The 25641-nt window shown below is 46.6% G+C and carries 27 protein-coding genes and 2 pseudogenes; 23 read left to right on the top strand and 6 right to left on the bottom strand.

The genetic code is table 11. The features are described from left to right. The 12 genes and pseudogenes from DWY93_RS15025 to DWY93_RS14970 all read left to right on the top strand — a co-directional run. Positions 1-312, top strand: a pseudogene (locus DWY93_RS15025) (hypothetical protein); the annotation flags it as partial. A gap of 21 nt (positions 313-333) precedes the next feature. Then, the gene (locus DWY93_RS15020) at positions 334-738 is read left to right on the top strand and encodes a PrgI family protein (protein ID WP_003529188.1); all 405 of its coding nucleotides are present in this window, start codon (positions 334-336) and stop codon (positions 736-738) included. Then, positions 686-3115: a VirB4-like conjugal transfer ATPase, CD1110 family gene (locus DWY93_RS15015; protein ID WP_117472563.1), complete on the top strand. Its 2430-nt coding sequence runs from the start codon at positions 686-688 to the stop codon at positions 3113-3115. Before DWY93_RS15020 ends, DWY93_RS15015 begins: the two co-directional genes overlap by 53 nt. Before the next feature lie 35 nt (positions 3116-3150). Further along, complete coding sequence (locus DWY93_RS15010; protein WP_117472569.1) at positions 3151-5055, top strand: CHAP domain-containing protein; 1905 nt, start codon at positions 3151-3153, stop codon at positions 5053-5055. 31 nt (positions 5056-5086) lie between these two features. Then, positions 5087-5356 carry a DUF4315 family protein gene (locus tag DWY93_RS15005; protein WP_005933780.1) on the top strand — a complete coding sequence of 90 codons (270 nt, stop codon included), beginning with the start codon at positions 5087-5089 and terminating at the stop codon, positions 5354-5356. Further along, a complete protein-coding gene (locus DWY93_RS15000) occupies positions 5346-6071 on the top strand; it encodes a DUF4366 domain-containing protein (RefSeq protein WP_173681265.1) in 726 nt (241 codons plus the stop codon). The genes DWY93_RS15005 and DWY93_RS15000 overlap by 11 nt, the downstream gene beginning before the upstream one ends. Next, entirely contained in the window at positions 6068-6253 is a 186-nt protein-coding gene (locus DWY93_RS14995) for a hypothetical protein (RefSeq protein WP_117472559.1), read from the top strand. The genes DWY93_RS15000 and DWY93_RS14995 overlap by 4 nt, the downstream gene beginning before the upstream one ends. Positions 6254-6268: 15 nt before the next feature. Next, on the top strand, positions 6269-8359 hold the full coding sequence (locus DWY93_RS14990) for a DNA topoisomerase 3 (protein WP_117472556.1): 2091 nt from the start codon (positions 6269-6271) through the stop codon (positions 8357-8359). A gap of 217 nt (positions 8360-8576) precedes the next feature. After that, positions 8577-12449 (top strand): antirestriction protein ArdA, encoded by a 3873-nt coding sequence (locus DWY93_RS14985; protein WP_015529205.1) that lies wholly within the window; start codon positions 8577-8579, stop codon positions 12447-12449. 3 nt (positions 12450-12452) lie between these two features. Then, positions 12453-13397, top strand: coding sequence for a hypothetical protein (locus DWY93_RS14980; protein ID WP_025579754.1), 945 nt, complete (start codon positions 12453-12455; stop codon positions 13395-13397). A gap of 2 nt (positions 13398-13399) precedes the next feature. Continuing rightward, positions 13400-13606 (top strand): transposon-transfer assisting family protein, encoded by a 207-nt coding sequence (locus DWY93_RS14975; RefSeq protein ID WP_015529203.1) that lies wholly within the window; start codon positions 13400-13402, stop codon positions 13604-13606. Beyond that, a complete protein-coding gene (locus DWY93_RS14970; protein WP_005933796.1) occupies positions 13603-13968 on the top strand; it encodes a cysteine-rich VLP domain-containing protein in 366 nt (121 codons plus the stop codon). Before DWY93_RS14975 ends, DWY93_RS14970 begins: the two co-directional genes overlap by 4 nt. 144 nt (positions 13969-14112) lie before the next feature. Here DWY93_RS14970 and DWY93_RS14965 read toward each other — a convergent pair whose 3' ends face one another. The 5 genes from DWY93_RS14965 to DWY93_RS14945 form a co-directional block, all read right to left on the bottom strand. Next, the gene (locus tag DWY93_RS14965) at positions 14113-14406 is read right to left on the bottom strand and encodes a hypothetical protein (protein WP_025579757.1); all 294 of its coding nucleotides are present in this window, start codon (positions 14404-14406) and stop codon (positions 14113-14115) included. Between the two features lie 46 nt (positions 14407-14452). Further along, positions 14453-14722, bottom strand: a complete 270-nt coding sequence (locus tag DWY93_RS14960) for a helix-turn-helix domain-containing protein (protein ID WP_015529202.1) — start codon at positions 14720-14722, stop codon at positions 14453-14455. Between the two features lie 60 nt (positions 14723-14782). After that, positions 14783-16132 carry a relaxase/mobilization nuclease domain-containing protein gene (locus DWY93_RS14955; protein ID WP_117472554.1) on the bottom strand — a complete coding sequence of 450 codons (1350 nt, stop codon included), beginning with the start codon at positions 16130-16132 and terminating at the stop codon, positions 14783-14785. Next, positions 16093-16422 (bottom strand): plasmid mobilization relaxosome protein MobC, encoded by a 330-nt coding sequence (gene mobC, locus DWY93_RS14950; protein WP_015529200.1) that lies wholly within the window; start codon positions 16420-16422, stop codon positions 16093-16095. Before mobC ends, DWY93_RS14955 begins: the two co-directional genes overlap by 40 nt. A gap of 264 nt (positions 16423-16686) precedes the next feature. Beyond that, positions 16687-17040 carry a helix-turn-helix domain-containing protein gene (locus DWY93_RS14945; RefSeq protein ID WP_005933802.1) on the bottom strand — a complete coding sequence of 118 codons (354 nt, stop codon included), beginning with the start codon at positions 17038-17040 and terminating at the stop codon, positions 16687-16689. 160 nt (positions 17041-17200) lie between these two features. Between DWY93_RS14945 and DWY93_RS14940 the strand changes: the two genes are divergently transcribed. The 11 genes from DWY93_RS14940 (at position 17201) to DWY93_RS14885 (ending at position 25341) form a co-directional block, all read left to right on the top strand. Beyond that, a complete protein-coding gene (locus DWY93_RS14940; RefSeq protein WP_025578756.1) occupies positions 17201-17389 on the top strand; it encodes a helix-turn-helix domain-containing protein in 189 nt (62 codons plus the stop codon). Next, a complete protein-coding gene (locus DWY93_RS14935; RefSeq protein ID WP_005933804.1) occupies positions 17382-18080 on the top strand; it encodes a response regulator transcription factor in 699 nt (232 codons plus the stop codon). The genes DWY93_RS14940 and DWY93_RS14935 overlap by 8 nt, the downstream gene beginning before the upstream one ends. Position 18081: 1 nt before the next feature. Further along, on the top strand, positions 18082-19005 hold the full coding sequence (locus DWY93_RS14930) for a HAMP domain-containing sensor histidine kinase (protein ID WP_025578755.1): 924 nt from the start codon (positions 18082-18084) through the stop codon (positions 19003-19005). A gap of 105 nt (positions 19006-19110) precedes the next feature. Beyond that, positions 19111-19878, top strand: a complete 768-nt coding sequence (locus DWY93_RS14925) for an ABC transporter permease (protein ID WP_021421428.1) — start codon at positions 19111-19113, stop codon at positions 19876-19878. Between the two features lie 15 nt (positions 19879-19893). Further along, positions 19894-20817 (top strand): ABC transporter ATP-binding protein, encoded by a 924-nt coding sequence (locus DWY93_RS14920; RefSeq protein ID WP_021421427.1) that lies wholly within the window; start codon positions 19894-19896, stop codon positions 20815-20817. Further along, positions 20810-21541, top strand: coding sequence for an ABC transporter permease (locus DWY93_RS14915; RefSeq protein WP_021421426.1), 732 nt, complete (start codon positions 20810-20812; stop codon positions 21539-21541). The genes DWY93_RS14920 and DWY93_RS14915 overlap by 8 nt, the downstream gene beginning before the upstream one ends. 8 nt (positions 21542-21549) lie before the next feature. After that, positions 21550-22287: an ABC transporter permease gene (locus DWY93_RS14910; RefSeq protein WP_005933814.1), complete on the top strand. Its 738-nt coding sequence runs from the start codon at positions 21550-21552 to the stop codon at positions 22285-22287. A 463-nt stretch (positions 22288-22750) separates the two neighbouring features. Next, positions 22751-23191, top strand: coding sequence for a sigma-70 family RNA polymerase sigma factor (locus DWY93_RS14905; RefSeq protein WP_021421424.1), 441 nt, complete (start codon positions 22751-22753; stop codon positions 23189-23191). Then, entirely contained in the window at positions 23172-23432 is a 261-nt protein-coding gene (locus DWY93_RS14900) for a helix-turn-helix domain-containing protein (protein ID WP_005933821.1), read from the top strand. Before DWY93_RS14905 ends, DWY93_RS14900 begins: the two co-directional genes overlap by 20 nt. Positions 23433-23864: 432 nt before the next feature. Next, entirely contained in the window at positions 23865-24068 is a 204-nt protein-coding gene (locus DWY93_RS14890; protein ID WP_009905235.1) for an excisionase, read from the top strand. A gap of 79 nt (positions 24069-24147) precedes the next feature. Beyond that, a complete protein-coding gene (locus tag DWY93_RS14885) occupies positions 24148-25341 on the top strand; it encodes a site-specific integrase (RefSeq protein ID WP_022398882.1) in 1194 nt (397 codons plus the stop codon). 183 nt (positions 25342-25524) lie between these two features. Here the strand turns inward: DWY93_RS14885 and DWY93_RS14880 are convergent. Beyond that, positions 25525-25623 (bottom strand): annotated as a pseudogene (locus DWY93_RS14880) (Maff2 family protein); the annotation flags it as partial. Between the last annotated feature and the right edge of the window lie 18 nt (positions 25624-25641).

Raw genomic sequence — 25641 nt, 5'->3', positions numbered from 1 at the left:
CATAGTGATATGGTAAGGCGTCGGGTTCTTACCCTACTTTACTGTTCGGTATCGCCTATTCCATTTGCGACCATGACCAACAGAGAATGGGGACAGATTGGAAACAACTACCTAAAAGGGCTGTTCGCTCTTGGTTTTCAAGGCTTCCTCATTATGATATGTGTCGGTATTTACGCCGTACTGGTAAACGATATGATAATCGCAGACAATCTGCACAGCGCGGTATTTTCCCTTGCCGCCTATACGGTTATCCTCTGTTTTTCCCTGTTCAAATCCGGCACACTGGCAAAATCCATATTCAACGCCCACTAAGGGCAGAAAGGAGGTATTTTCTTGGCGTATGTACCTGTACCCAAAGACCTTTCCAAAGTCAAAACAAAAGTCGCTTTCAATCTGACAAAGCGGCAAATCGTTTGTTTTGCGGCGGCTCTCTTAATCGGACTGCCGCTGTTTTTTTTGCTCAAAGGCAGCGCAGGGACAAACCTTGCGGCTATGGCGATGATTGTCGTCATGCTCCCCTGTTTCCTGCTTGCCATGTATGAAAAACATGGGCAGCCCCTTGAAGTGGTGGTAAGAAATGTCGTTCAGACAAAGTTTACCCGCCCAAAGGAGCGACCTTACAGAACCGAAAACCTATACGCTGTCTTGGAAAAGCAGCGAAAACTTGAAAAGGAGGTATCAGCGATTGTCAAAAGGACAAACAAAAAAGACGCGGGAAGCCGCAGGAAACAGGCGTAAGCTGACCCGCGCCGAAAAGAAACAGATTGCCGAAGCTATCCGAAAGGCAAAGGGGGACGGCAAAGCCCGCACCGCACAGCAGACCATTCCTTACCTTGCCATGTACCCGGACGGTATCTGCAAGGTTACGGAAAAGAGATATTCAAAGTGCGTCGTGTTCGAGGACATCAATTATCAGCTTGCACAGGCAGACGATAAGACCGCCATTTTTGAAAACTGGTGCGATTTCCTCAACTACTTTGACGCGAGCGTGAGCGTGCAGCTTTCTTTCATCAATCAAGGGACGCAGCGGGAACAGGCAGAAAAAGCTATCACTATCCCGGCACAGGAGGACGCTTTTAACTCTATCCGCACCGAGTATTCGGATATGCTGAAAAATCAGCTTAGTAAAGGCAACAACGGGCTTGTGAAGCACAAATACATTACCTTTACCGTTGAAGCCGATAACAAGGCGGCTGCAAAATCAAGACTTTCCCGTATCGAAACCGACGTGTTTAACAATTTCAAGGTGCTTGGCGTAACCGCCCGCCCCTTATCCGGCTATGAACGCTTAAAGGTGCTGCATGGGGTATTCCACCCGGAGGGCGAGCCGTTCTCCTTTTCCTTTGACTGGCTTACCCCGTCGGGGCTGTCTACAAAGGATTTTATCGCCCCGTCCTCTTTCCGTTTTGGCGAGGGCAGATATTTCCGCATGGGGAAGAAAATCGGCGCGGCGAGCTTCCTTGAAATCCTTGCGCCGGAGCTTAACGACCGTATCTTAGCGGATATGTTGGACTTGGAAACAGGCGTTATTGTCAATCTCCACATTAAAAGTATCGACCAGTCGGAAGCAATCAAGACCATTAAGCGCAAAATCACTGACCTTGACAAGATGAAGATTGAGGAACAGAAAAAAGCGGTTAGAAGCGGTTACGATATGGATATAATTCCGTCCGACCTTGCCACCTTTGGAAATGAAGCAAAGAACCTGTTGCAGGATTTACAGAGCCGCAACGAGCGAATGTTTCTTCTCACGTTCCTTGTGGTAAACATGGCAGACACGAAGCGGAAACTGGAAAATGACATTTTCGCGGCGGCGGGCATTGCACAGAAATACAACTGCGCCCTGACCCGTCTTGACTATCAGCAGGAAGCGGGGCTGATGTCCTCTATCCCTTTGGGGGAGAACCTTATCCCGATACAACGGGGACTTACCACATCAAGCACCGCTATTTTTATCCCGTTCATCACGCAGGAGCTATTTCAGACCGGGTCTGCCCTGTATTATGGGCTGAACGCTTTAAGCAACAACATGATACTCTGCGACCGCAAGCAGCTTAAAAACCCGAATGGGCTTATCTTGGGAACACCGGGCAGCGGAAAATCCTTTGCGGCAAAGCGGGAAATCACAAACGCCTTTCTCATTACTGACGATGATATTTTTATCTGCGACCCGGAAGCCGAGTATTTTGCCCTTGTCAAGCGGCTTGGCGGGCAAGTGATACGCTTATCCCCGACCGGGAAAGGCATGGACGGCAAGCCCCAGTATGTGAACCCTATGGATATGAACCTTAATTACAGCGAGGACGACAGCCCCCTTGCACTGAAAAGTGATTTTATCCTGTCCCTCTGCGAGCTTGTCATTGGCGGCAAGGAGGGCTTGCAGCCCGTTGATAAGACCGTCATCGACCGCGCCGTAAGGAATGTGTACCGGGACTACCTTGCTGACCCCGACCCGGCAAAAATGCCTATCTTGGGCGACCTTTACGACGAGCTGTTAAAACAGCCGGAGCCGGAAGCTGCCCGCATTGCAGCGGCATTGGAGCTGTATGTTTCCGGCAGTCTTAACGTATTCAACCACAGAACGAATGTGGAGCTTTCTAACCGCCTTGTCTGCTTTGACATTAAGCAGCTTGGGAAGCAGCTCAAAAAGTTAGGTATGCTCATTGTGCAAGACCAGATATGGAACCGCGTTACCATTAACCGGGCAGAAAAGAAATCTACCCGCTACTATATGGACGAATTTCACTTGCTCTTAAAAGAGGAACAGACCGCCGCTTACAGTGTGGAGATTTGGAAGCGTTTTAGAAAATGGGGAGGCATACCCACAGCTATCACGCAGAACATTAAGGACTTGCTTGCTTCCCGCGAGGTGGAAAATATCTTTGAAAACTCTGATTTTGTCCTCATGCTCAATCAGGCACAGGGCGACCGGGCTATCCTTGCAAAGCAGTTAAATATCAGCCCACAGCAGATGAAGTATGTAACCCACACCGAAGCAGGCGAGGGACTTATCTTTTATGGGAATGTGGTGCTTCCCTTTGTAGACCATTTCCCGAAAGATACCGAGCTTTACCGCATTATGACGACGAAGCCGGAGGAAGTGAGCAGCCTATGAAACAGTTAAAACCACGCGATAAAATCACGCAGAAAATGACCCGCGACGGTGCGGTGGAAATCAATGAAACACAGCAGACTGCCGAGCGTATCAGCAGCCGGGAAGCAGACAGCGACTTTTCACAGCCGGACACCGCTACCGCAGAGCGTGTCATGGAACACCTTGACGCAGCCCATACCCGAAAGGCAAGCAAAAAGGCAGTCAAGAAAGCACAGGAAGCGGCTGTTTTGCGTACTTCCACTTCACGCTTGCAGTTTACCGACGAGGAACGGGAAACGCCAAAACTGCAACCCTACATCAAAAAATCGGAAAAAGCAGCCGACAAACTGGACGCAGCAAAGGCAGCTCTCCCGAAGCAGAAGAAACTTGTAAAAGAGCGCACCTTTGAGGAAACCACCGGAAAGGCAAAGACCCGTTTACGCTTTGAAGAACAGGAAAAGCCGATACCCGGCGGCAAAGCCCACAGTAACCCGTTATCCCACCCCGCGCAGGAAGCGGGTATTTTTGTTCACAACAAAATCCATAGCGTCGAGAAAGATAATTCCGGTGTGGAGGGCGCGCACAAATCGGAGAAACTTGCCGAGCGCGGCGCAAGGTACGGGACAAGAAAATTAAAACAGGGCTACCGCAGCCATAAGCTGAAACCCTACCGGGAAGCGGCAAAGGCAGAACAGGCAGCGTTTAAGGCAAACGTCAATTTTCAGTATCACAAAGCCTTGCAGGAGAACCCGCAGCTTACAAGCAATCCCTTTTCCCGGTTCATGCAGAAACAGAAAATCAAACGCCAGTATGCAAAAACCGTAAAGAAAAGCGGCGCAGCCACCGCCAAAGCTGCCGCCGGAGCGTCCCAAACAGCAGCAAAGAAAGCGGCTGCCTTTGCAGGACGACACCCGGCAGGCGTGATAATCGCTATCGCCGCGCTGCTTCTGTTCATCATGGTATCCGTAGGGCTTTCCTCTTGTGGGGCAATGTTTTCCGGCAGCATGAACAGCGTGTTAGGGACTTCCTACACGTCCGAGGACAGCGACCTTGTGGCAACGGAACAGAGCTATGCTGCAATGGAAAATGAGCTGCAACAGGAAATTGACAATATCGAAAGCACCCACAGCGGCTATGATGAATACCGCTATGACCTTGATACTATCGGGCATAACCCCCACGAATTAGCGTCGTACTTGACTGCCCTTTTGCAGAGTTACACCCCGCAGAGCGCACAGGCAGAGCTAAAACGGCTGTTCGGCTTACAGTACACCTTGACGCTGACGGAAGAAATCGAGATACGCACCACCACCGACGAGGAGGGCAACGAGGAAGAATACGAATACCGTATCTTAAATGTGAAACTGACAAACAAGCCGATTGCTTCCCTTGCGGAAGAACTGCTGAACCCACAGCAGTTTGAAATGTTCAAGGTGTACTTACAGACACAGGGCAACAAACCGTTGATTTTTGGCGGCGGCTCTCCCGACGGAAGCCCGTCCGAGGATTTAAGCGGCGTGGAGTTTGTAAACGGCACACGTCCCGGAAACCCGGAGCTTATGGAGCTTGCAAAACAGCAGGTCGGAAACGTGGGCGGCTACCCTTACTGGTCTTGGTACGGATTTAACAGCCGCGTGGAATGGTGCGCCTGCTTTGTGTCATGGTGCTACAATCAAGCCGGAAAAAGCGAACCCCGCTTTGCGGGCTGCGAATGGCAGGGCGTTCCTTGGTTCCAGTCAAGGGGACAATGGGGCGCACGCGGCTATGAGAATATCGCACCGGGCGACGCTATCTTTTTCGACTGGGATTTAGACGGCGTTGCCGACCATGTGGGGCTTGTGCTTGGCAGGGACGGAAGCCACGTCTATACCGTTGAGGGCAATTCCGGCGACGCCTGCAAGATTAAAAGCTATGACCTCAACTATCAATGTATCAAAGGCTACGGGCTGATGAACTGGTAAGCAGCCCCGAAAAGAAAGGAGAATTTATTTTATGGCAAACAACAAAATCGACCGTATCAATAAGGAAATCGCAAAGACCCGCGAGAAAATCACAGAGTATCAGAACAAGTTAAAAGGACTGGAAGCGCAGAAAACCGAAGCGGAAAACCTTGAAATCGTGCAGCTTGTACGCGCTATGCGACTTACCCCGCAGGAATTAAATGCTATGCTGTCCGGCGGCGGTATTCCCGGCATGAACGCCGCACCCGCTACCGAAGCGGCAGACTACGAAGAACAGGAGGACAATGCAGATGAAAAATAAACTCAAACAGACCATGACTGCCCTTTGTGCCGCCCTTATCCTTATGGGCGGTTTTTCTGTCCCTGCCTATGCACAGGGAACAGCCGCAGAGCCACCCACAGAGGACGCGACCAACGACAGCAATGTAGTGGTGGAAGAACCGGAAACGCCGCCCCTTACCCCAAAGGGCAACGCAACACTGGTGGACGATTTCGGCGGCAATAAGCAGCTTATCACTGTTACCACCAAAGGCGGCAACTACTTTTATATCCTCATTGACCGGGCAACCGAGGGGGAACAGACCGTACATTTCCTTAATCAAGTGGACGAAGCCGACCTTATGGCACTGACCGAAACCGGGGAAGCCACGAAAAAGCCGGAAGTCTGCAACTGTACGGAAAAATGCGAAGTCGGAAAGGTAAATACGTCCTGCCCGGTATGTGCAACTACTCTGACAGGCTGCACAGGCAAGGAACCCACGCCAACACCCACCGAGCAGCCGGAAGAACCCAAAGAAAAAGACGGCAATCCCGGCGCGGTGCTTGCCTTAGTCCTCTTTGTGCTGCTTGGTGGCGGCGCGGCGTTCTACTACTTTAAGTTTGTAAAACCGAAGCATAACGTGAAAGGAAGCACCGACCTTGAAGATTTTGACTTTGAGGATTACGACGAGGACGAGCCGGAAGCAGATACCGGGGAAGTTTCCAAAGAGGAAGAAACGGAGGACGAGGAAGTATGACCCTGTTTACCGACAATCCCTTTGAAAAGATGATGATACAGAAGCCGGACTATGGCAAACGGGAAAAATCCCCGCCGGAGATTTCTTCCCCACGCTGCGCGGGCTGCCCTTACAAGGGGCAGTCCCCTTGTGTGGGGTACTGTATGAGAAAACTGGAAAACAAACGACAGACCGAACGATAAAAGGAGGAATTATCATTGATTTTAGTTATCGCAGAAAAGCCCAGTGTGGCACAGACAATCGCTGCCGTACTTGGGGCAAAGGAAAAGAAAGACGGATTTCTCATAGGAAGCGGCTATATCGTTTCTTGGTGCGTGGGACATTTGGTAGGGCTTTCCGAAGCTGCCGCCTACGGGGAGCAGTATAAAAAGTGGAGCTATGACAGCTTACCGATTTTGCCGCAGGAATGGAAGTACACCGTTGCTTCTGACAAGGAAAAGCAATTCAAGACCTTAAAGGAACTTATGCACCGGGCAGACGTTTCCGAAGTCGTCAATGCCTGCGACGCGGGGCGCGAGGGAGAACTCATTTTCCGTTTTGTCTACGAAGTTGCCGGGTGCAGGAAGCCCACGCGCCGCTTGTGGATTTCCTCAATGGAAGAAGCTGCTATCAAAGAGGGCTTTTCTCATCTGAAGAACGGCGAAGCATACGACGCGCTCTTTGCTTCCGCATTATGCAGGGCAAAGGCTGACTGGCTAATCGGTATCAACGCCACCCGTCTTTTTTCTGTCCTTTACAACCATACCTTGAATGTGGGACGCGTACAGACCCCGACCTTAAAAATGCTTGTTGACCGGGACGCGGCGATTACCACGTTCAAGAAAGAAAAATACTATCATGTGCGCCTGTCCTTATCCGGCGCGGAAGCTGCAAGCGAAAAACTGTCTGACCGTTCCGAAGCTGACAGGCTGAAAGCTGCTTGTGAAGCGTCAAAAGCAGTCTGTACTTCCCTTGTGAAAGAGAAAAAGACCGCAGCCCCGCCGAAGCTCTTTGACCTTACTTCTTTGCAGAGGGAAGCAAACCGCCTGTTCGGATATACCGCAAAGCAGACCCTTGACCTTGCACAAGCCCTGTATGAAAAGCGTTTGCTTACTTATCCGAGAACCGACAGCGCATTTCTGACCGACGACATGGGCGACACAGCGGCGGGCATTATCAAGCTGCTTTGTGGGAAATTTTCTTTTATGGCGGGCATGGACTTTGCGCCGGAGCTTGCAAAAGTGCTGAACAGTAAAAAGGTATCAGACCACCATGCCATTATCCCGACTATGGAGCTTGCAAAGACCGACCTTGCCACGCTGCCGGAAAGCGAAAGGAATATCCTTACCCTTGCCGGGGCGCGTCTGCTCATGGCGACCGCCGCAGTACATACCTTTGAAGCGGTTACGGCTACATTTGAATGTGCCGGACAGTCCTTTACCGCAAAGGGAAAAACAGTGCTGTACGACGGTTGGAAAGAGATTGACCGCCGTTACCGGGCAGCCTTAAAGAACAAGCCCGAAACGGACGACGCAGACAGCGACACAGAAAAGACCCTGCCGCCATTTACCGAGGGACAGACCTTTGAAAATCCGGCGGCAACGGTAACGGAACATGACACAACACCGCCAAAACCTCACAACGAAGCGTCGCTGCTCTCTGCTATGGAGCACGCCGGAAGCGAGGACACCGACCCGGACGCAGAACGCAAAGGGCTTGGAACTCCCGCCACCCGCGCCGCCGTCATTGAAAAACTGGTAAAGGGCGGTTTTGTGGAGCGAAAAGGCAAGCAGCTACTTCCCACAAAGGACGGTATCAACCTTGTGTGCGTCCTGCCGGACACCTTGACAAGCCCGCAGCTTACCGCAGAATGGGAAAACAATCTGACACAGATTGCAAAAGGCAAGGCAGACCCCGCCGCATTTATGGAGGGTATTGAGAATATGGCGCGGGAACTGGTAAAGACGTACCCGTTTCTTTCTGATGATAAAGCGCAGATGTTCAAGCCGGAACGGGAAGCGTTGGGAAGCTGCCCCCGCTGCGGTTCTCCTGTCTATGAGGGCAAGAAGAATTACTATTGCAGCAATAAGGAATGTATCTTTACCATGTGGAAAAATGACCGTTTCTTTGAAGAACGAAAAGTAACCTTTACCCCGAAGATTGCCGCCGCGCTCTTACAATCCGGCAAGGTAAATGTGAAAAAGCTCTATTCCCCAAAGACTGGCAAGACCTACGACGGAACTATCGTATTGGCTGATACGGGCGGGAAATATGTCAACTACCGGGTGGAGCTTCCGAAGAAAAAATAACTGAATAGCAAGCATAGGAAAAGAGTACCCTTTTCCGTAAAATCCCTGCTTTCTCTACCGAGAACGGCGGGGATTTTTGCTTGTTGGGAAGTTTCCCAAACCCTCTGAAATCTTGAAAAAATATCTAAACTCTTTGGCAAAAACGCGGGCGCGGGGTACTGAATGATGAAACTGGAAAGCGCAGCGTCCGCGCTGCCTTTGGGAAAGGAGGTTACACATGGCAAATTTACGGGACACCGTAAAAGACTATCAAGAAGAATTAAGGGACGGTATCGCTTGGGTGGCGTTTTGGAAAACGGGACGTTCTTGGAACGCGGAATATTTCCACCTTGAAATGGGCGATATTCTCTACCCGGAGGACAGAAGCCGCATGGAAGAAATCAAACAGGCTGACCCTGCCGCCGTTGTGGTAAACGGCTATTATTCCGGCTATCTTGGCGAGGACAGGAACCTTGACGAACTGACCGCCGGGGTGCGCCGCCACTACGAAAACGGATATAGCAATATCGGGGAATTTATCGAAGCCCACGACGACAGGCTGCCGCCGGAGCTTATCGAGGAAGCAAGAGCCGCCGCCCACGCTGCGGGGCTGCCTTTTTCTGAAAAAGCCTACCGGGGCGGCGAAGAACCCGACCCCTATCTATTTGACGGGAGCATGAGCATGGAGGACTACGAGCTTATGCACCGCATGATTGAGAAAGAAAGGAGTGAGCGCATGGAAGAAACGATTTTAAGCGGGTATCTTTCTAATCTTGGAAAGTACACCGAGGGCAGACCTGCGGGCGAATGGGTATCATTCCCCACGACTGCTGAACATTTGAAAGAAGTCTTTGACCGTATCGGGATAGACGGCAAAAACTACGGGGAGCTGCACATCACAGAATATCAGTCCTCTATTCCGGGACTGGCAGGGAAATTGACCGAGCTTGAAAGCCTTGACGAACTGAACTATTTGGGCGAGCTTTTGAAAATGCAGTTTGACGACGACCGGGAAAAATTTGCTGCGGCTATCACATACGGCGACCATACAAGGGACTTGCAGGACATTATAAACCTTGCACAAAATCTTGACTGTTACTGGATTTATCCGTCCGTAAAAACCGAGGAAGATTACGGGCATTATCTGATTGAAGAACTGGACGAGTTGGAGCTGCCGGAAGAAGCAAAAAACTATTTTCTCTATGAGGAATACGGGCGGGACGCTGCTATCAATGACGGGGGCAGATTTACCGAGCAGGGATATATCTACAACAACCGCAACACTTTTACACAGTGGTATGACGGACGGGACGTGCCGGAGGAATATCGGGTAACACCGCAGCCGCCAGTACAGGAAAAGGAACAGGCAGACCTTGACGCTGCCGCAGCCATACCGACCACTGCCACAGAGCAGCCCCCGGTTCTCCCGATTATCCTATCTTCCGAAAAGCCCGCCAACAAAATGAAAGAGATTACCGACCGACTGGAACAGGGCATTTTGGGGATTTATGAAAGCGACCGTTACGCCGACTATCTGCGTACTATGTCTAAATTCCATGATTACAGCCTAAACAATACAATCCTTATCGCCATGCAGGGCGGCAACCTTGTAAAAGGCTATAAACAATGGGAAAAGGAATTTGACCGCCATGTAAAGCCGGGGGAAAAAGCTATCAAGATAATTGCGCCCGCGCCCTTTACCGTTAAGAAACAGGTGGAAAAAATCGACCCGGACACGCAAAAGCCTGTTTTCGATAAGAACGGGAAAGCCGTTACCGAGGAAAAGGAAATCCAAATCCCCGCCTTTCGTGTGGTATCTGTTTTTGACGTGTCGCAGACCGAGGGTAAGGAGTTGCCCGACCTTGGGATAAAGGAGCTTACGGGCGACGTGGAACAGTATCAGGATTTTTTCGCTGCCCTTGAAAAAACTTCCCCCTTTGCTATGGGATTTGAAGCACTAAGCGGCAGTATAAAAGGACGCTGCAATTATGAGGAAAAGTGTATTCTCATCAACGAGGGCATGGACGAATTGCAGAATATCAAGACCGCTATCCATGAAATTGCCCATGCGACACTCCATGACATAGACAAAGACGCGCCGGAACGTCCCGACCGTCGCACCCGCGAGGTACAGGCAGAAAGCGTCGCCTATGCCGTTTGCCAACACTACGGGCTTGATACGTCGGACTATTCCTTTGGATATATCGCCGGGTGGAGCAGCGGAAAAGAACTTGCAGAACTGAAAGGCTCTCTTGAAACAATCCGCAGCACCGCCGCAAGTCTGATTGATACCATAGACGGACATTTTGCAGAAATCCAAAAGGCACAGGATAAGGAACAGACCACCGAACAGGCACAGACCCCACAGGAAGCTACCATACAGCCCGAAGCAGAAGCAGCCGCGCCGGAGCTTCCCGAAGAAACAGCCCCGGTACAGGAAAAAGAAGCACAGACCGAGCCGGAAGCTGATACAGGCGCAAGCAGCGAAGCACCACAGCCGGAACAAGCTGCACCCGCCGCACCTTATTACACAATCAACGAAGCTGCCGCCAAACGTGCAAAGGACGCAAACAGTTTTTCCGATTATAAGCAAGGCAGCGCGACGGCTGAATACAGGCACTATGTAGATGAAGCCGTACAGCTTGCAGAAAGGCAGAAACAGCGGGTAGACCCGATGTACCATGAGAAAATCGACAGCCTGCTTGACACCTACGCCCGGAAACTGGCGGCGAACATGAACAAAGGCTATGAGATTGACGCGCGTGTTCCCTCTATCCTCATTGCGGGCGGCTCTAACTTCCCCACAAGGAAGAAAGAAAAGCAGAACGCAGCCCGCGACAGCAATTACCGGGAATGGCAGGACATACAAGGACTTCTTGATAAAATCCGCAGTACCGGCATGGGCGGTATCAGTGCAGACGACCCGCAGGCAGTACAGAAGTTAGAAAAGAAACTGGAAAGCCTTGAAAAATCACAGGAAACCATGAAAGCCGTAAACGCCTATTACCGTAAGCACAAGACCCTTGACGGCTGCCCGCATTTGTTGCCGGAACAGCTTGAAAAATTAAAAGCGGACATGGCGAGCAGTTGGCATTTGGGGGACAAGCCCTTTGCGACTTGGGCGTTATCCAACAACAGCGCGGAAATCCGGCGCGTGAAAGACCGTATCAAATCCCTTTCACAGCAAAAAGAAATCGGTTTTGTGGGTTGGGAATTCGACGGCGGCAAGGTGGAAGCAAACACCGAAGCGAACCGTCTGCAAATCTTCTTTGAGGATAAGCCGGACGAAGCTACGCGGGAAGCCTTAAAAAGCAACGGCTTCCGTTGGTCGCCAAAAGCCGGGGCATGGCAGCGGCAGCTTACCAGTAACGCCTATTATGCGGCTGATTATGTCAAGGCGATTGCACCTCTTACCGGGGAAAAGCCTACCGAGTTACAGCGGGCGCATATCCGGGCGCAAAAGGTAGCTGCACAGGAACAATTCGCACAAGGGCAGCCGGAGCAGGAAGCCCCACAGGATAAAGACACCTTTTCCATTTATCAGATAAAAGGCGGGGACGAAACAAGGGACTTGCGTTTTGAGCCTTACGACCGTCTGATTGCCGCCGGACACCGGGTAGACGCGAAAAACTATACACTTGTCTATTCCGCACCTCTTACGCCGGGGACTTCCCTTGAAGATATTTACACCCGCTTTAATATCGACCACCCGAAAGATTTTAAGGGACACAGCCTTTCCGTTTCCGACGTGGTGGTACTTCATCAGAACGGACAGGACACCGCCCACTATGTAGACAGCTTCGGTTATAAGGACGTGCCGGAGTTTTTGCAGCCGGAAAATTATCTGAAAGCTGCCGAACAGACCACCGAGCAGAATTACAACATGATTGACGGGCAGATAAACAACACCCCGACCGCTACGGAACTGGAAGAAAAAGCAAAAGCCGGAGGACAGATTTCCCTTGCAGAATACGCCGAAGCCCTCAAAGCAGAAAAGAAACAGGCAGAGCCGGAGAAAAAGTCCTCTATCCGGGCGCAGCTTAAAGCAGCGAAAGAACAGGCACCGAAGAAACAGGCAAGACAGAAAACACAGGATTTGGAAAGGAGCTGACCTATGAAGTTACAAAAATTTGAAAATGTGGACGTTATTGCTTCCCTTGAAGCCATAATGAAACAGAACACCGCTTTTTATCAGAGCGATTTTGACATAGACAAACAGATTTTGCGGAAAGCGGCGGTAAGCCTTATCCCGGAGGACAAACGGCTTTTGTGGTTTTCCCGCCCGTCCGGGACGTGCTGCTTCCGGGAACGGGACGTTTTTCTAAAGGACACAAGGCAGCATAATACATGGCGGTTTTACGGGGAACAGACCCGCGATACTATCCTTGCCTATGCGGTGGAACTGACAGGCACAGAGCAGGAAAAAATCAAGGGCAATCTTTATGAACTGGATTATTTGCAGCATTTCCGGGAAGTAATCGAAAAATCAATCCCTGCCGACAACTACACGCTGATTTATGAGCATGGGGAGCTGACAAAGCCTGCCGGACAATATTTTGACGGGGACACTGACCCGCAACTTGGAAAGTTTATACGTTTTGAAGCACAGCCAAACGACCCGGAAGCCTTAAAAAGCCTTTTGAGGGAACAGCAGAAAAAACGAACACCGCATACGCAGAGGGATTTTCAGTTACATATCGCCGCCCTGCATGATAGACAGATTGAAACAGAAGCCCGCCGGATTGTGGAAAATGTAAAAGGGCTTGGAGAACCGGACAGCCCCGAAAAGACCCATTGTGCGGTAGAACTTTCTCCCTACTTTGTTCCACTGGCAACGGATAAGGATATGGAACGGCTGCTTTCCATGCTCCCTTACAAAAGCCTTTCCTTATCTACGTTGGAGGGCAGGCATGGAGTTTATGCGCTGATAGATAAAAGCGAGAGGAATAAAGAGATGAAACAGTCCCCTCCCTCTGTCCGGGCGCAGTTACAAACAGAAAAATCCCCAAAAGTCCCGAAAAAGACAGCAAAATCAAAACATCACGAATTGGAGGTATGAGCATGATTAGACTGACCGTTGAAGAAATGAACCTGTTGAGTATTTACCATGAGGGAAGCAAAGCACAGCTTATGGAAAATATGACGGCTGCGCTGCCGTTCATGGACGAGGATATGCGCCCCTTTGCAGAACGCACCTTACAGAAAATTTCCCCGCTAACAGAAAACGAGTATGCGGAGCTTGCCATTTTCGCCGCTGATGAAGTATGACCGGGGGTAAGCGGCTTACGCCGCCACAGAGCCGAAAAGTCAACAGCCTTGTAAAAAAGGAGTGCTGCAACTGCGAGCGCGGACACTGTATCTTACTGGACGACGGGGAGGAATGTGTCTGCCCGCAGCTCATTTCCTGTTCGCTTTTATGCAAGTGGTTTCAAATTGCCGTACTTCCTCTTGATAAGCTACTGTATGCAGAGCTTTTCAAGACAGAGGACAAAAAGCGTTGTACCGAGTGCGGCACGTTCTTTGTATCAAAATCGAACAGCGTCAAATACTGCCCGGACTGCCGGAAGCGGATTACCCGCAGACAGGCAGCCGAGCGCATGAGGAAACGGCGTGCGGCGGTTACGCGATAAGGGCAAAAAAAGCCTTGATTTACAGGGCATAAATGACGTGAAACTGGCATAGGCGATACAGAATACCTTTTCCCTTAAAATGGGGGTTCTACTGCGTAACATTTTAAAATCAGTACCTATAAAAGAACAGGGTGCGGGAGGTCATTACTGGCTTCCTGCGCCCTGTTCTTTTTGTGTCTGACTGTCTTTATCCTGCATTTCCGGCTTCGGCTGTAATTCTTTTTCTATCCGGTTCCGGTAATGGGTTTTCCTGCGGTAAAAATATTTTGTTACTTCCTGTTCCGGCAGCCATATCCCCGCAGCTTCTATCCGTTCCATAACAGCGGCAACGATTTCCCGGTTGTTGTACTTATGCGGCTCCTGTCCCTTTTCTATCCAAAGACGGCGGTATTCCTCATAAAGCCATGTACTGATAGTTTCTTTCTGCCGTTGCTTCAAATGCCGGAACTGCTTATCTGTCCGCAGCAGCTTCCCGTCTACCTTTTTATGATTTTTTGTCCCGATTTCTTTTTTCCTCTCTTTCCATTTCTTCAAGGGGAAACTGGGGGAGGGCTTCTATCAGCTTCATTGTGATATACTGGCGCATATCTTCATCAATTTCCAGTTTGAATGTTCCGTCCGGCTGACGTTTCTTTACAGTTGCCTGCCTGTCGATTTCGTCCTTGTAGCACATAAGCACCTTTTCCACCGCCCATGTTTCTCCGGTAACGGCGGCGCTTATGGTTTCATAATCGGGTATCGTTTGGTCTGCCATGTTTTCACGCTCCTGTCTATATTGGAATACCTTTATCCTACCACGCTTTTATAGATATTTCTACTGTAAGCGTTCGGTTTCCCTGCCCCGTTCCGGTTCTTTTTCCAGTCTTAAAATACTGTCTATGTTCTGTTTGATAACGTCGTATTCCTTGACCTGTTTTTTCAGCTTGCCATAATCAGTGTAAAGGGCTTCTTTCTGCGCTTGGAGCTTCCCGTATTCTTCCTGCATGGCGGCAAGATTGGGGAGCTTGGTAACGCCCGCCGCTTTCAATGCCTTTGCCGCCGCTTCATGGAGTATCAGACTGCTTTCCTGCTTTGCCCGGTATGTGTCCTTATCCTTTGCCCTGCGGTATGCTTCATAGACGGTTTTTGTTTTTTGGTAGGTGGTAACGTGCTTCATCAGCACCGCCATGTCTGCAAGACGTTTCTCCACGCTCTTTAATGCGTCTGCTGTCTTTTCATTTTCCGCATTTATTTCTTCAATCCGGCTGACTAAATCCGCGTACTGCTCAATCTTGTGTTCTGTCAAGAAATTCATAGTTTTTGCAGCCAGTTTCAGATTATGGATTTTCGCCCACTGTTCATAGCCCCGGCTCTCTTGTGCCTTGATACTACTTTCAATGTCGATAAGCAGCGATACGCCGCGCTGCTCTTTGGGAGCTTTCGCTGCCTTTGTGTGCTTGCCTGCAATCCGTTCTTTGATTGCTTCCTCTGTATAATCTGCACCGAGGGTTTTTATGCGGGTAAAGCGTTCCTGTCCGGGAGCGCGGCAGGAGATATATTTTCCCGGCTTTATCTCATAGCCCGCCGCCTGTAACCGCTGCAATAATTCTTCAAAACTTGCTACTTGGGGGATAAGTGTATCAACGGCAATTTTTAGCTTGCCTTTCCAACTTGTTCCCGTCTTTTCCGCTTGATATTCTGCATAGCTTTTTCCCTTACTGCCTTTACCCGGAATGACAACGGACAGCCCGTTTTCCCTGCACAGCTTATCACTTATGTTCCGTATGCCGTAGTAACTGCGCTTATTGGAATTGTACTTATGGTAGTCAACAAAGTTGACCGCACAAAAAATGATATGGTTATGGATATGCCCTTTGTCTACGTGGGTAGTCAAGACGTATTCATGCTGTCCCTTTGTTACCGCGTCGGCAAGCTGTTTTCCGATTGTGTGGGCTTTCTCACAGTCCACCTCTCCCGGTTCAAACGATTGTATCAGATGAAAGGCTAAGTTGTTCCCTTTCTGCCGAGCCTGCGACAAAGTATATTCAAACTCAATATCTGCCGTTTCATAGCTGCACCCAAAGGAGGACACAAGCGTTTTCCCGTCTGTCTTATCCGGGTTTTGGATATAATCAAGGGCTTTGCTCAACGTGCTTTTAATAGGCTTAATCTTTGTAACCGCCATATCTCCGCAAGCACCCCCTTTATTTCCTCTATGTCCTCTTGGTAGACGCTGCCTGTCGCATTGACACGCTTTGCAATCTGATTGACGTTGACCCCGATTTTCTGTATCTCCGCTGTCATGGCTTTTATGTCGCTATGGTCTGTCTGAATGATATACCCGTCAATGGCAATCTTGCGAAGATACGCCGCCATATTTTGGGTAGGGACGAGCTTCATTTTCTGTTCAATCAATGCCCGTTCTTCCTCTGTTACATAGAATTTGATTTGTACTTTTCTTTTGCGTCCGTTCATGCAATCGTTCCTTTCCATTCCGAGGGTTTGGGACACTTCCCAACAAGCAATTTTTAACCGACGCACCGCAGGGCGGGAGGGCGAAAATACGGAAAAGGGTACTCTTTTCCTATGCTTGCTAAGAAAGTTTTTTATCTTTTATGTCCTTATTTCCCTCTACGGAGAAAAAACCATTTTGCCGAACTTATGCAAAAGAAAAACGCTGCAATCTCAAAAAAGATTACAACGCTTCCGAAAATCCATATTCAATTTTGCCGGACGTTTCTATTTGTCCTCTTTTTCGACTTCTGAAATTTCCTTTGCGGTTGCTGTTACAATCCGTATGCCGTTATCGCTCATATCATCAAGCAGAGCGTCGAGCTGCCGCCGCTTTGTATCTTTTCCGACGGGCGTATCTAAAAGAAACTGGTCTACGGATATATTGTAACGGAGCATAAGCTCAAAAAAGATTTGCAGACTGGGGTGCTGTCCTTTATTCTCAATATTCGCAAGGTAGCGAGGGGAAATATACATTTCATCACTTACCTGTTTGCGGCTTTCCTTGCGTCCTGTCCGCGCAGCTTTTATCGCTTCTCCAAAGGCTTTGAAGTCATATTTTTCTACTGGTCTTTTTGCCATATTTATTCACCCAGTTACATTTTACTGTTCCCCTTTCTTCTTGGATATGTCTATACAGTTCCACTAATTAGCCATAATAATTCATATTTATATACTTGCTATTATTCGTATGTCCGACTATAATTATACTGATATGATTTGTAGAAAGGACTTGGGTGTTATGGAATATATGTCTTGCCCCGAAGCAGCGAAGAAATGGGGAATTTCTGAAAGGCGGGTACAGGTACTTTGCAGAGAAAACCGCATACCGGGTGTTTCAAAACTTGGATATATGTGGCTGATACCAAAGGACGCTGAAAAACCGATTGACGGGAGAACAAAACGAGGAAAGGAGCTGCACCATGAATAAAGTTTTGATTATAGATGATGATAAAGAGCTTTGCGCTCTTATGAAAAAGTGCATAGAGCAGGAAAAATTATCAGCCGTAACTGTATATAACGGTATTGAGGGGGTTCGTCTAATTGATGAAAATAAAGATAGCTATTCCCTTATTATTTTGGACGTAATGCTGCCGGATATAGACGGGTTTCAGATTCTCCAAAAAATTAGAGATACAAGCAATATCCCGGTGCTTATGCTTACTGCAAAAAGCAGCGAAGAAGATAAGGTTTTCGGTCTGCGACTGGGAGCAGACGACTACTTGACAAAGCCATTTGGTATTAACGAGCTTTTGGCGCGTGTCAATTCCCTTATCCGGCGATATACCACCTTAAACCCCTTTACGGCAGACATAGACAGCATATCGTTGAAAGATATGGTAATTGACAAATTAAATCGTACAGTTACGGTCAAAGATATTCCCGTTTTGCTTACAGGAAAAGAATTTGATTTACTTCTCTTTCTTGCTTCCAACAAAGGACGAGTATTTACCAAAAAACAAATTTATTCACAGGTATGGGAGGAAGAATACGCTTTTGATGATAGCAATATTATGTCTTTTATTAGCAAATTAAGGAAAAAGATTGAGCCAGACCCCGACCACCCCTTTTACATTTTAACTGTCCGGGGTGTCGGCTACCGTTTTAACAAGGAGGCGTAACATGGATATAAATGTTTATCTTTTCATAGTGATAGCCCTTATGCTGCTTATTATTATGTATCTCCTTTTTGTCTTACGGCGTGTGCGGACACAGCTTGCGCTGATAAAAGACGCCTTAGATGATATAAAGGGCGGGAATTTGAACCGACGTATTTTAGCAGGCGAAAACGATATGACAAAAACAATTTGCTATGACATTAACAAAATAGCAGTAAACAGTCAGGCGCAGCTTATACGGCAAAGACAATCTGAACAGGCATATAAACGGCTGATGACAAGTCTTTCACATGATGTAAAGACCCCGCTTGCTTCTCTTGTAGGTTATCTGGAAGCGGTTGAAAACAAAATTGTTATTGGAGAGGAAAAGGACGAATATATCCATGTCGCACATGAAAAAGCCCACTATATGAAATCCTTTGTGGAAAATTTGTTTGAATGGGTAAAACTGGATTCCGGAGAGCAGATTTTTCATTTTGAAAAATTTGACCTTAACGAGTTATCCCGCAACATTATAGCGGATTGGATTCCCGTCTTAGAAAGCAATCATTTTGAATATGAGTTTGTCATACCCGAAACAGAGTATTTTATTCACATAGATGTAAACGCATATACCCGCGTACTTAACAATCTTTTTCAAAATATTATTATCCATAGTGCGGGAGATAAAATGGCACTGCATATTTGTGAAGATATACAACAAGCTAAAATTATAATTTCAGATAATGGAAAAGGAATAGCTCCCGATAAGCTGCCACATATTTTTGAAAGAATGTACCAGTGCGACCAGTCGCGGTCTGCAAAGGGAAATGGTTTAGGACTGGCGATTGCTAAAGAGCTTATCAGTGTTCACAAAGGAACCATTACCGCTGAAAACAGCTCTGATAAAGGGACTGTATTTACTATATTGCTTCCCAAAGCCCTGTAAATAATGCGGGGCTTTCCTGCTATAAAACAAGAAAAAAGCAAGGTTTCGGCAAGGTTATGGCAAGGTTGATACTATATAATGGGAGGTAGAAAGGAGGAAAAGACAATGACTATCATTTCTACTGAAATGCTGAAATGGAAACGCAATAAGACAGTCTTAGGTATCTTTATTCTAACTGCAATTTTAGGAATATTCGCAGTTGAACGTGCTTTCAGTATATCAAGAAGTAGCTCACTAATGAATAGTTTTAGTGATTTATACACATTGGCATTTAAGAACCTTACAAGTTTGTTTCTGCCTATTGTGTTGAGTATGTTTGCAACCACATTGTTCTTTGATGAACAGAAAAATGATACCTTAAAAGGACTTCTGATTATTCCGATTTCCAAAACGCAACTTTATTTTTCAAAGATAGCAGTGGTAATTTTTATGTCATTAGCACTATGTCTGCTTACTTTTGCAATCTGTATTCTTGGCGGCTTTCTTGCAGGCGGCTTTACAGATTTGAATACGGAAACAATTTTACAGGCGGGATTATTATTTTTAGCCGGTGGCGTGTTAGTTCCACTTGCAATGCTCCCCGTTATTTTTTTAGCAACATTGGCAAAGGGATATGTTCTACCGATTGGGGCTGCATTACTTTATCTTGTGCCTGTCGTGCTTATTCCGTCGGGGATTATGGGACTGCACCCACTGGCGAGTGTTATGGGAATTTATCCCTATATTTCATCTGACGCAGCAGAAATGGTTAAGAAATGGGCGGGAGGAATAGAAATAACTATATCTCCGAATATCTGTTTAATTTCTCTTTTGGTAATTGGAAGTATTTCAGCCATTGTTTCCGTACTTGCATTGCGGAAACAGACCTATTGAAAGTGAGGATATATGATGAATAAATATGTAATTGAAACAAAACAACTGACAAAAACTTATGGAGAGCAAACGGTAGTCAATTCTGTTAATATTCATGTGAAACAAGGACAGATATATGGGCTGTTGGGGCGTAATGGGGCGGGTAAAACCACAATTATGAAAATGATTTTGGGGTTGACCGATATTACTTCCGGCGAAGTAGACGTATTCGGTCAAAATATCAAAGGGAGGGAAAAAAGAGTATATCCCCGGATTGGTGCTATTATTGAAACACCCGGCTTTTATCCGAATTTAACAGGTACGGAAAACTTGGAGATATTTGCAAAACTGCGCGGTACTGCTGCGCCAAATGCAGTAAAAAACGCCTTGGAGATTGTCGGTCTGCCTTATCGGGACAAAAAATTGTTTAGCAAGTATTCTCTTGGAATGAAGCAGCGTCTTGGAATAGCAAATGCTATTTTACATGACCCTGAACTGCTAATCTTAGATGAACCCACAAACGGTCTTGACCCGATAGGCATTGCAGAAGTAAGGGACTTTATTAAGACTTTAAGTATCGAGCGCGGAAAAACAATTCTCATTTCCAGTCATATTCTGTCCGAAATTGCACTACTGGCTGATGACATCGGCATTATTGACCATGGTGTACTACTGGAAGAAAACAGCATGAATGAGCTACAAAAGAAAAACAGTAAGTATATACTTCTGCAAGTTTCTGATATACCGAAAACTTCTCTTGTTTTGGAAAGGCAGTTTGGGGTTACCGAATATTCCGTACAGGACGAACACACCCTGCGGATTTATGACACTTCGTTGGATATGGCTGCTGTCAATAAAGCTCTTGTGGTACAGGATATAGCTGTTATCAGTTCTCAGCTATGCAATGATACATTAGAGGACTATTTCAAAAAAATCACAGGAGGAGAAGGAATTGCTTAGGCTGATACAGGCAGAGTTTCTTAAACTGCGTCGAAAAAAATTTATTGTGTTAATGCTGTTATCCGCTCTTTTCATGCCACTTCTTGCAGTTTTTTATTTCAGAAGTGCTGATAAAACAGTTATTGAACCATTACAATTTTATAAGTGGACTACATTCAGCTATACAGCTTGGATTATACTTCCTGTTGTATTGGGTTTGGTTTCTACTATGCTCATGTATGACGAAAATCAAAACGATATGCTCAAACAGTTGTGGATTATACCGATTAGCAAGACAGGATATTTTTTTAGCAAATTTATTGTTGTACTGTCTTATTCCGTTTGTTTTATGTTGCTTACAGCCATAGCGTCTGTATTTTTCGGTATGCTTCCCGGTTATATAACCTTTGAATGGAATAGTATCAGTTATCTATTTAAGAAATGTATTGAAATCGCCATACTTACCGCATTTTCCATATTACCACTTTTAGCGGTTGCAGCTGCCGGGAAGAACTATATACTCCCTGTATGTGTGACACTGGTTTACACCTTTCTTAGCTTTATTTTGCTTATGGTTAATATGTACCTACACCCTCTATCCAGTGCAACAGCAATTATCATGCGAGATATTCCCGGTGTTATTTTGGCACAGGAAGTCAATATTCCGGCTGCACTTTTTTGTATCGGTATATGGACTATTGTTTCTATCGTATTTGCGTACATTTCCTTAAAGCATAGAAAGTGAGTGATTGAATGATGAAAGAATTGATTTGGGCAGAACATCAAAAACTCCGACGTTCAAAAATTGTGTTGGTCGCCATATTCGCAGTTATTATGGTTGCAATTATTGTTTTTACTCAAGGGCAGTTTTCTTTTGGGGAAAAACGCTATATAGATGACGCAGGGTGGTTTATGAACGCAGCACAGTCTTTAGCAACTTTTTTTGTTCTTCCTGCGGTTATTGCACTTTTGGGGAGCTATATGATTTGTCGTGAGGAACAAGAAGATACTATTAAATCATTACGCTTAATTCCAATAAGTGAAGCTAAAATGACGATTGCAAAATTACTTATTACTTTTGCATTTAGCGTACTCTTTTATTTGCTGCTTTTCGGCATTACATTTTTAGTTGAAGTTATTTTGCATTTTAGGGGCTTGTCTATCAAAATGATTTTAAGTTTTTTCAAAATCTATTTACTTGACGGCATTGGGATTTTCTTTGCTATTGCACCTGTTATTGCGGTTGTATCAAGAATAAAGAAAGGCTATTGGCTTGCTTTGATTTTTACAGTAATTTATTCTTTTGCAGGATTATTCACAAGTATATCCGATGTTCTTTCGGCTTGCTATCCTATTACTGCTACATTCAATATTTCCGGCTATTATTCTGCCACCTTTGGAGAAATCATTATTAGCCTTATGAGTTTGTTCTTTTGTGGATTGTTTTCTGTCTTGATTTTAATATCTAAAAAAACAATCAAAAATAAGTAATGATACAACCAACATCTGCCGGACGACGGCAAAGAAAAAAAGCCGTCGCAGAGCAGCCATATTTTCACGCGCCTATTCTATTTCGGCGGCTTTGATTTTCAGAGCCGCCGTTTCTTTTTGTCTGTACGACGACCCTTAACCATGTAGACATGGCGGCTTTAGGAGGTAGCCGCCATGAGTTATAAACCACATCAACAAATTCTTACATTCTTTGATTTATCAAAAAAAGCCCGACCGCCACCGGGGATATTCCTACCCTTAGATATGAACTATTAAATCATCTAAATACTTTTTATTATTCCTATGCGCCTGTCCGCGTTTTTTTGCGGACGGGCGCATTTTGTATGCTTAAAAAAATTTTTGAAAAAATTTCCGAAAATATTTGGCATTTTTTCAAAGCTCCGTATTACCCCGCGAAAAGGGGGAAGCACCACCAACTTTCAACGAGAAAGGAGGTGAGAATGTGGAACCTAATAGCAGGGAGTTTTATAAGCAATGTTCTTTTCAGAAGTATTGCAATGCGGTATTGCACAATGAAGCGTGCGACGCTCATAGAGAGCTTCGTACACATAAGGCAAAGGAAGTAACCTTTTCCGACATGACCTTAGATGAAGCGCGACAGCTACATACCTTTGATGAATATTTCAAACGGGAAACTGCTGAAACCGTCTTTGAAAAAGCCGGAAAGAAAATCACGCCGAAGCTGCTTCTTGAAGCAATCCGTACTTTGCCGGAAGAAAAGCGCAAAGCCATATTGCTGTATTATTTCGAGGGAATGAGCGATACAGAAATTGCAGAGTTGCTCAATACACCGAGAAGCACAATACAGTACAGGCGGACAAGCTCTTTTGAACAATTAAGAAAATATTTGGAGGAAAATGCTGATGAATGGGACGAATGGTAATCAACCTGGCTACCCGGAAAATGCCCTTGTTCCTTATCCTGTCATTGTGGCAGCGACAAAGGGCGACCCGGACGCTATGAAAATGGTCTTGCAGCATTTCAGCGGTTATATAGCCCGTTTATCCATGCGAAAGTTATATGACGAGCGTGGAAATGTTTATTTTGGTATAGACAACGACATTCGGGAACGGCTGCAAGCCAAACTGATGATGGCTGTCCTCAATTTTAGAACAGAGAAATAACCGCAATCGGCGGTGGAACGTCTTTACTCCCCCTTTTCCGTTCCGCTGCTAATGCTGCAACACAGCCATTTTGAACCTTGACAAAGAAAGCGGCGCAATAGAACGGCGACGCAGCATAAGGCAAATCGGATACGTTCCTTTTGTGCCGAGCCATACGGCGGGTGCGCCATGACCTTTCTCCTACGGGAAAAGCGAGCGAACAACACCACCGCTGCAAAGCAAGTGTAGCAACTTGCGGGCGATAACGCACAGAATACATAATGATACTTCCTTACAGCCATAGTCCGAGCGTTAGAAGCGTCGCAGGCAATGGGTAGGGCTTCGGCAGACCGCCGGAGGGGTGCAAGTCCCATGAGGTTACGCTAATAGCCGTCCGATTAAAGCCTATGTTACAAATTGACTTTTGACCCATTTAGAAAGGGGGACGACAAATTGAACAATAACGACGTGCCGATTTGGGAAAAGTACACTCTTACCATAGAAGAAGCCGCAAAATATTTCCGTATCGGAGAAAGCAAGCTGCGGAAACTGGCAGAAGAAAATCCCGTCCCGGACTGGGTAATGATGAACGGAAACCGTATTCAGATTAAGCGTAAGCAGTTTGAAAAAATGATTGATACGGTGGACGCAATCTGATAGTGAAATCGAGCCTTGAATGTGGTACAATGTAGTCAAGCATATCAAGGCTCTTTCCATTATGGAAAGGAGCATAACGATGTCGGAAAAAAGACGGGATAATAAAAATCGTATTCTCCGCACCGGAGAGAGCCAGAGAAAAGACGGGAGATATGCCTACAAATATATAGATACCTTTGGAAAACCGCAGTTTGTGTATTCTTGGAAGTTAGTACCTACGGACAAAACCCCGGCAGGAAAACGCGACGATATAGCGTTGAGGGAAAAAGAGAAAGAAATCCAAAAAGACCTTGACGACGGTATCGACCATATCGGAAAGAAAATGACGGTCTGCCAACTCTACGCAAAGCAGATACGCCACCGGGCAAATGTGCGGCATGGTACAAAGCAGGGGCGAAAACAGCTCATGCGGATTTTGCAGGAGGATAAACTTGGAGCCTGCCGGATTGAAAATGTGAAGCTCTCCGACGCAAAGGAATGGGCATTACGCATGAAAGAAAAAGGTTACGGCTTCAAGACTATCAACAACCACAAGCGTTCCTTAAAGGCTGCTTTTTACACAGCCATACAGGACGATTGTATTCGTAAAAATCCATTTGACTTCCAGTTGAACACAGTCCTTGAAGATGATACGGAACCAAAGGAACCTCTATCCCCTACGCAGGAAGCGGCTTTTCTGTCCTTTGTGCAGCATGATAAAGTCTATCAGAAATACTACGACGAGATTATCATACTGTTAGGGACAGGGCTTCGCATTTCGGAACTCTGCGGACTGACGGAAGCTGACATTGACTTAGACAAACAGCTTATCAATGTAGACCACCAACTTTTGAAGATTGCAGACGTGGGTTACTATGTGGAAACGCCTAAGACGAAAAGCGGCAATCGGGTTATTCCTATGAGTGAAAAAGTGTTGGAAGCATTTCAACGGGTGCTGAACAAACGAAAATATGCACAGCCTGTTATTTTAGAGGGCTACACAAAGTTTCTGTTTCTTAACCGGAACGGCTTGCCAAAAGTGGCAGTCAACTATGAAAGTATGTTCCGGGGGCTTGTAAGGAAATACACAAAAACGCAAAAGGTAGCATTGCCAAAGGTAATGACACCGCACACCTTACGCCACACATTCTGCACCACGTTAGCAAATGCAGGAATGAACCCAAAGGCATTGCAGTACATCATGGGACATTCCAACATCAATATGACGCTGAACTATTACGCGCATACGACTTCCGAAACGTCGATAACAGAAATGAAGCGGCTGATTGCATAAGTAGTAAACGGAGAATTTACTACTCCACATACTACTTTTGAACACCAAAACATACGGGGATATAAGAAGATTTGAGAATATCTTCCATAACAAAAAATGCCGGAAAAGCCTGTAACAATAGGCTATACCGGCATATAAGAACTTTTGAAAAGATAGTCAAAAATTACTTTGTGATTTCTATAACATTAAGTTCTTTTTGATGACACCCCAGATACCAAGACCAGCGCCCAGAGCGATAACGAGAGTCTGAAGAACGGTAATTGCCTGTTCAAAAAATGCCATATAGTTTGTTAGCCGGAA

The organism is Clostridium sp. AF28-12, assembly GCF_003435225.1.
Lineage (GTDB): Bacteria > Bacillota > Clostridia > Lachnospirales > Lachnospiraceae > Pilosibacter > Pilosibacter fragilis.
Note: the sequence above shows the minus strand (reverse complement) of the source record. Positions and strands in the feature narration are given on the sequence as shown.

What these genes read in the sequence shown, in the direction of transcription:
- DWY93_RS14940 (WP_025578756.1), top strand. Translation starts at nt 17,201, where the DNA reads ATGGAATATATGTCTTGCCCCGAAGCAGCGAAGAAATGGGGAATTTCT.
- DWY93_RS14930 (WP_025578755.1), top strand. Translation starts at nt 18,082, where the DNA reads ATGGATATAAATGTTTATCTTTTCATAGTGATAGCCCTTATGCTGCTT.
- DWY93_RS14960 (WP_015529202.1), bottom strand. Translation starts at nt 14,722, where the DNA reads ATGGCAGACCAAACGATACCCGATTATGAAACCATAAGCGCCGCCGTT.
- DWY93_RS14920 (WP_021421427.1), top strand. Translation starts at nt 19,894, where the DNA reads ATGAATAAATATGTAATTGAAACAAAACAACTGACAAAAACTTATGGA.
- DWY93_RS14970 (WP_005933796.1), top strand. Translation starts at nt 13,603, where the DNA reads ATGACCGGGGGTAAGCGGCTTACGCCGCCACAGAGCCGAAAAGTCAAC.
- DWY93_RS15010 (WP_117472569.1), top strand. Translation starts at nt 3,151, where the DNA reads ATGACCCGCGACGGTGCGGTGGAAATCAATGAAACACAGCAGACTGCC.
- DWY93_RS14975 (WP_015529203.1), top strand. Translation starts at nt 13,400, where the DNA reads ATGATTAGACTGACCGTTGAAGAAATGAACCTGTTGAGTATTTACCAT.
- mobC (WP_015529200.1), bottom strand. Translation starts at nt 16,422, where the DNA reads ATGAACGGACGCAAAAGAAAAGTACAAATCAAATTCTATGTAACAGAG.
- DWY93_RS14985 (WP_015529205.1), top strand. Translation starts at nt 8,577, where the DNA reads ATGGCAAATTTACGGGACACCGTAAAAGACTATCAAGAAGAATTAAGG.
- DWY93_RS15000 (WP_173681265.1), top strand. Translation starts at nt 5,346, where the DNA reads ATGAAAAATAAACTCAAACAGACCATGACTGCCCTTTGTGCCGCCCTT.
- DWY93_RS15005 (WP_005933780.1), top strand. Translation starts at nt 5,087, where the DNA reads ATGGCAAACAACAAAATCGACCGTATCAATAAGGAAATCGCAAAGACC.
- DWY93_RS14910 (WP_005933814.1), top strand. Translation starts at nt 21,550, where the DNA reads ATGATGAAAGAATTGATTTGGGCAGAACATCAAAAACTCCGACGTTCA.
- DWY93_RS14935 (WP_005933804.1), top strand. Translation starts at nt 17,382, where the DNA reads ATGAATAAAGTTTTGATTATAGATGATGATAAAGAGCTTTGCGCTCTT.
- DWY93_RS14955 (WP_117472554.1), bottom strand. Translation starts at nt 16,132, where the DNA reads ATGGCGGTTACAAAGATTAAGCCTATTAAAAGCACGTTGAGCAAAGCC.
- DWY93_RS14885 (WP_022398882.1), top strand. Translation starts at nt 24,148, where the DNA reads ATGTCGGAAAAAAGACGGGATAATAAAAATCGTATTCTCCGCACCGGA.
- DWY93_RS14925 (WP_021421428.1), top strand. Translation starts at nt 19,111, where the DNA reads ATGACTATCATTTCTACTGAAATGCTGAAATGGAAACGCAATAAGACA.
- DWY93_RS14945 (WP_005933802.1), bottom strand. Translation starts at nt 17,040, where the DNA reads ATGGCAAAAAGACCAGTAGAAAAATATGACTTCAAAGCCTTTGGAGAA.
- DWY93_RS14900 (WP_005933821.1), top strand. Translation starts at nt 23,172, where the DNA reads ATGAATGGGACGAATGGTAATCAACCTGGCTACCCGGAAAATGCCCTT.
- DWY93_RS14980 (WP_025579754.1), top strand. Translation starts at nt 12,453, where the DNA reads ATGAAGTTACAAAAATTTGAAAATGTGGACGTTATTGCTTCCCTTGAA.
- DWY93_RS14995 (WP_117472559.1), top strand. Translation starts at nt 6,068, where the DNA reads ATGACCCTGTTTACCGACAATCCCTTTGAAAAGATGATGATACAGAAG.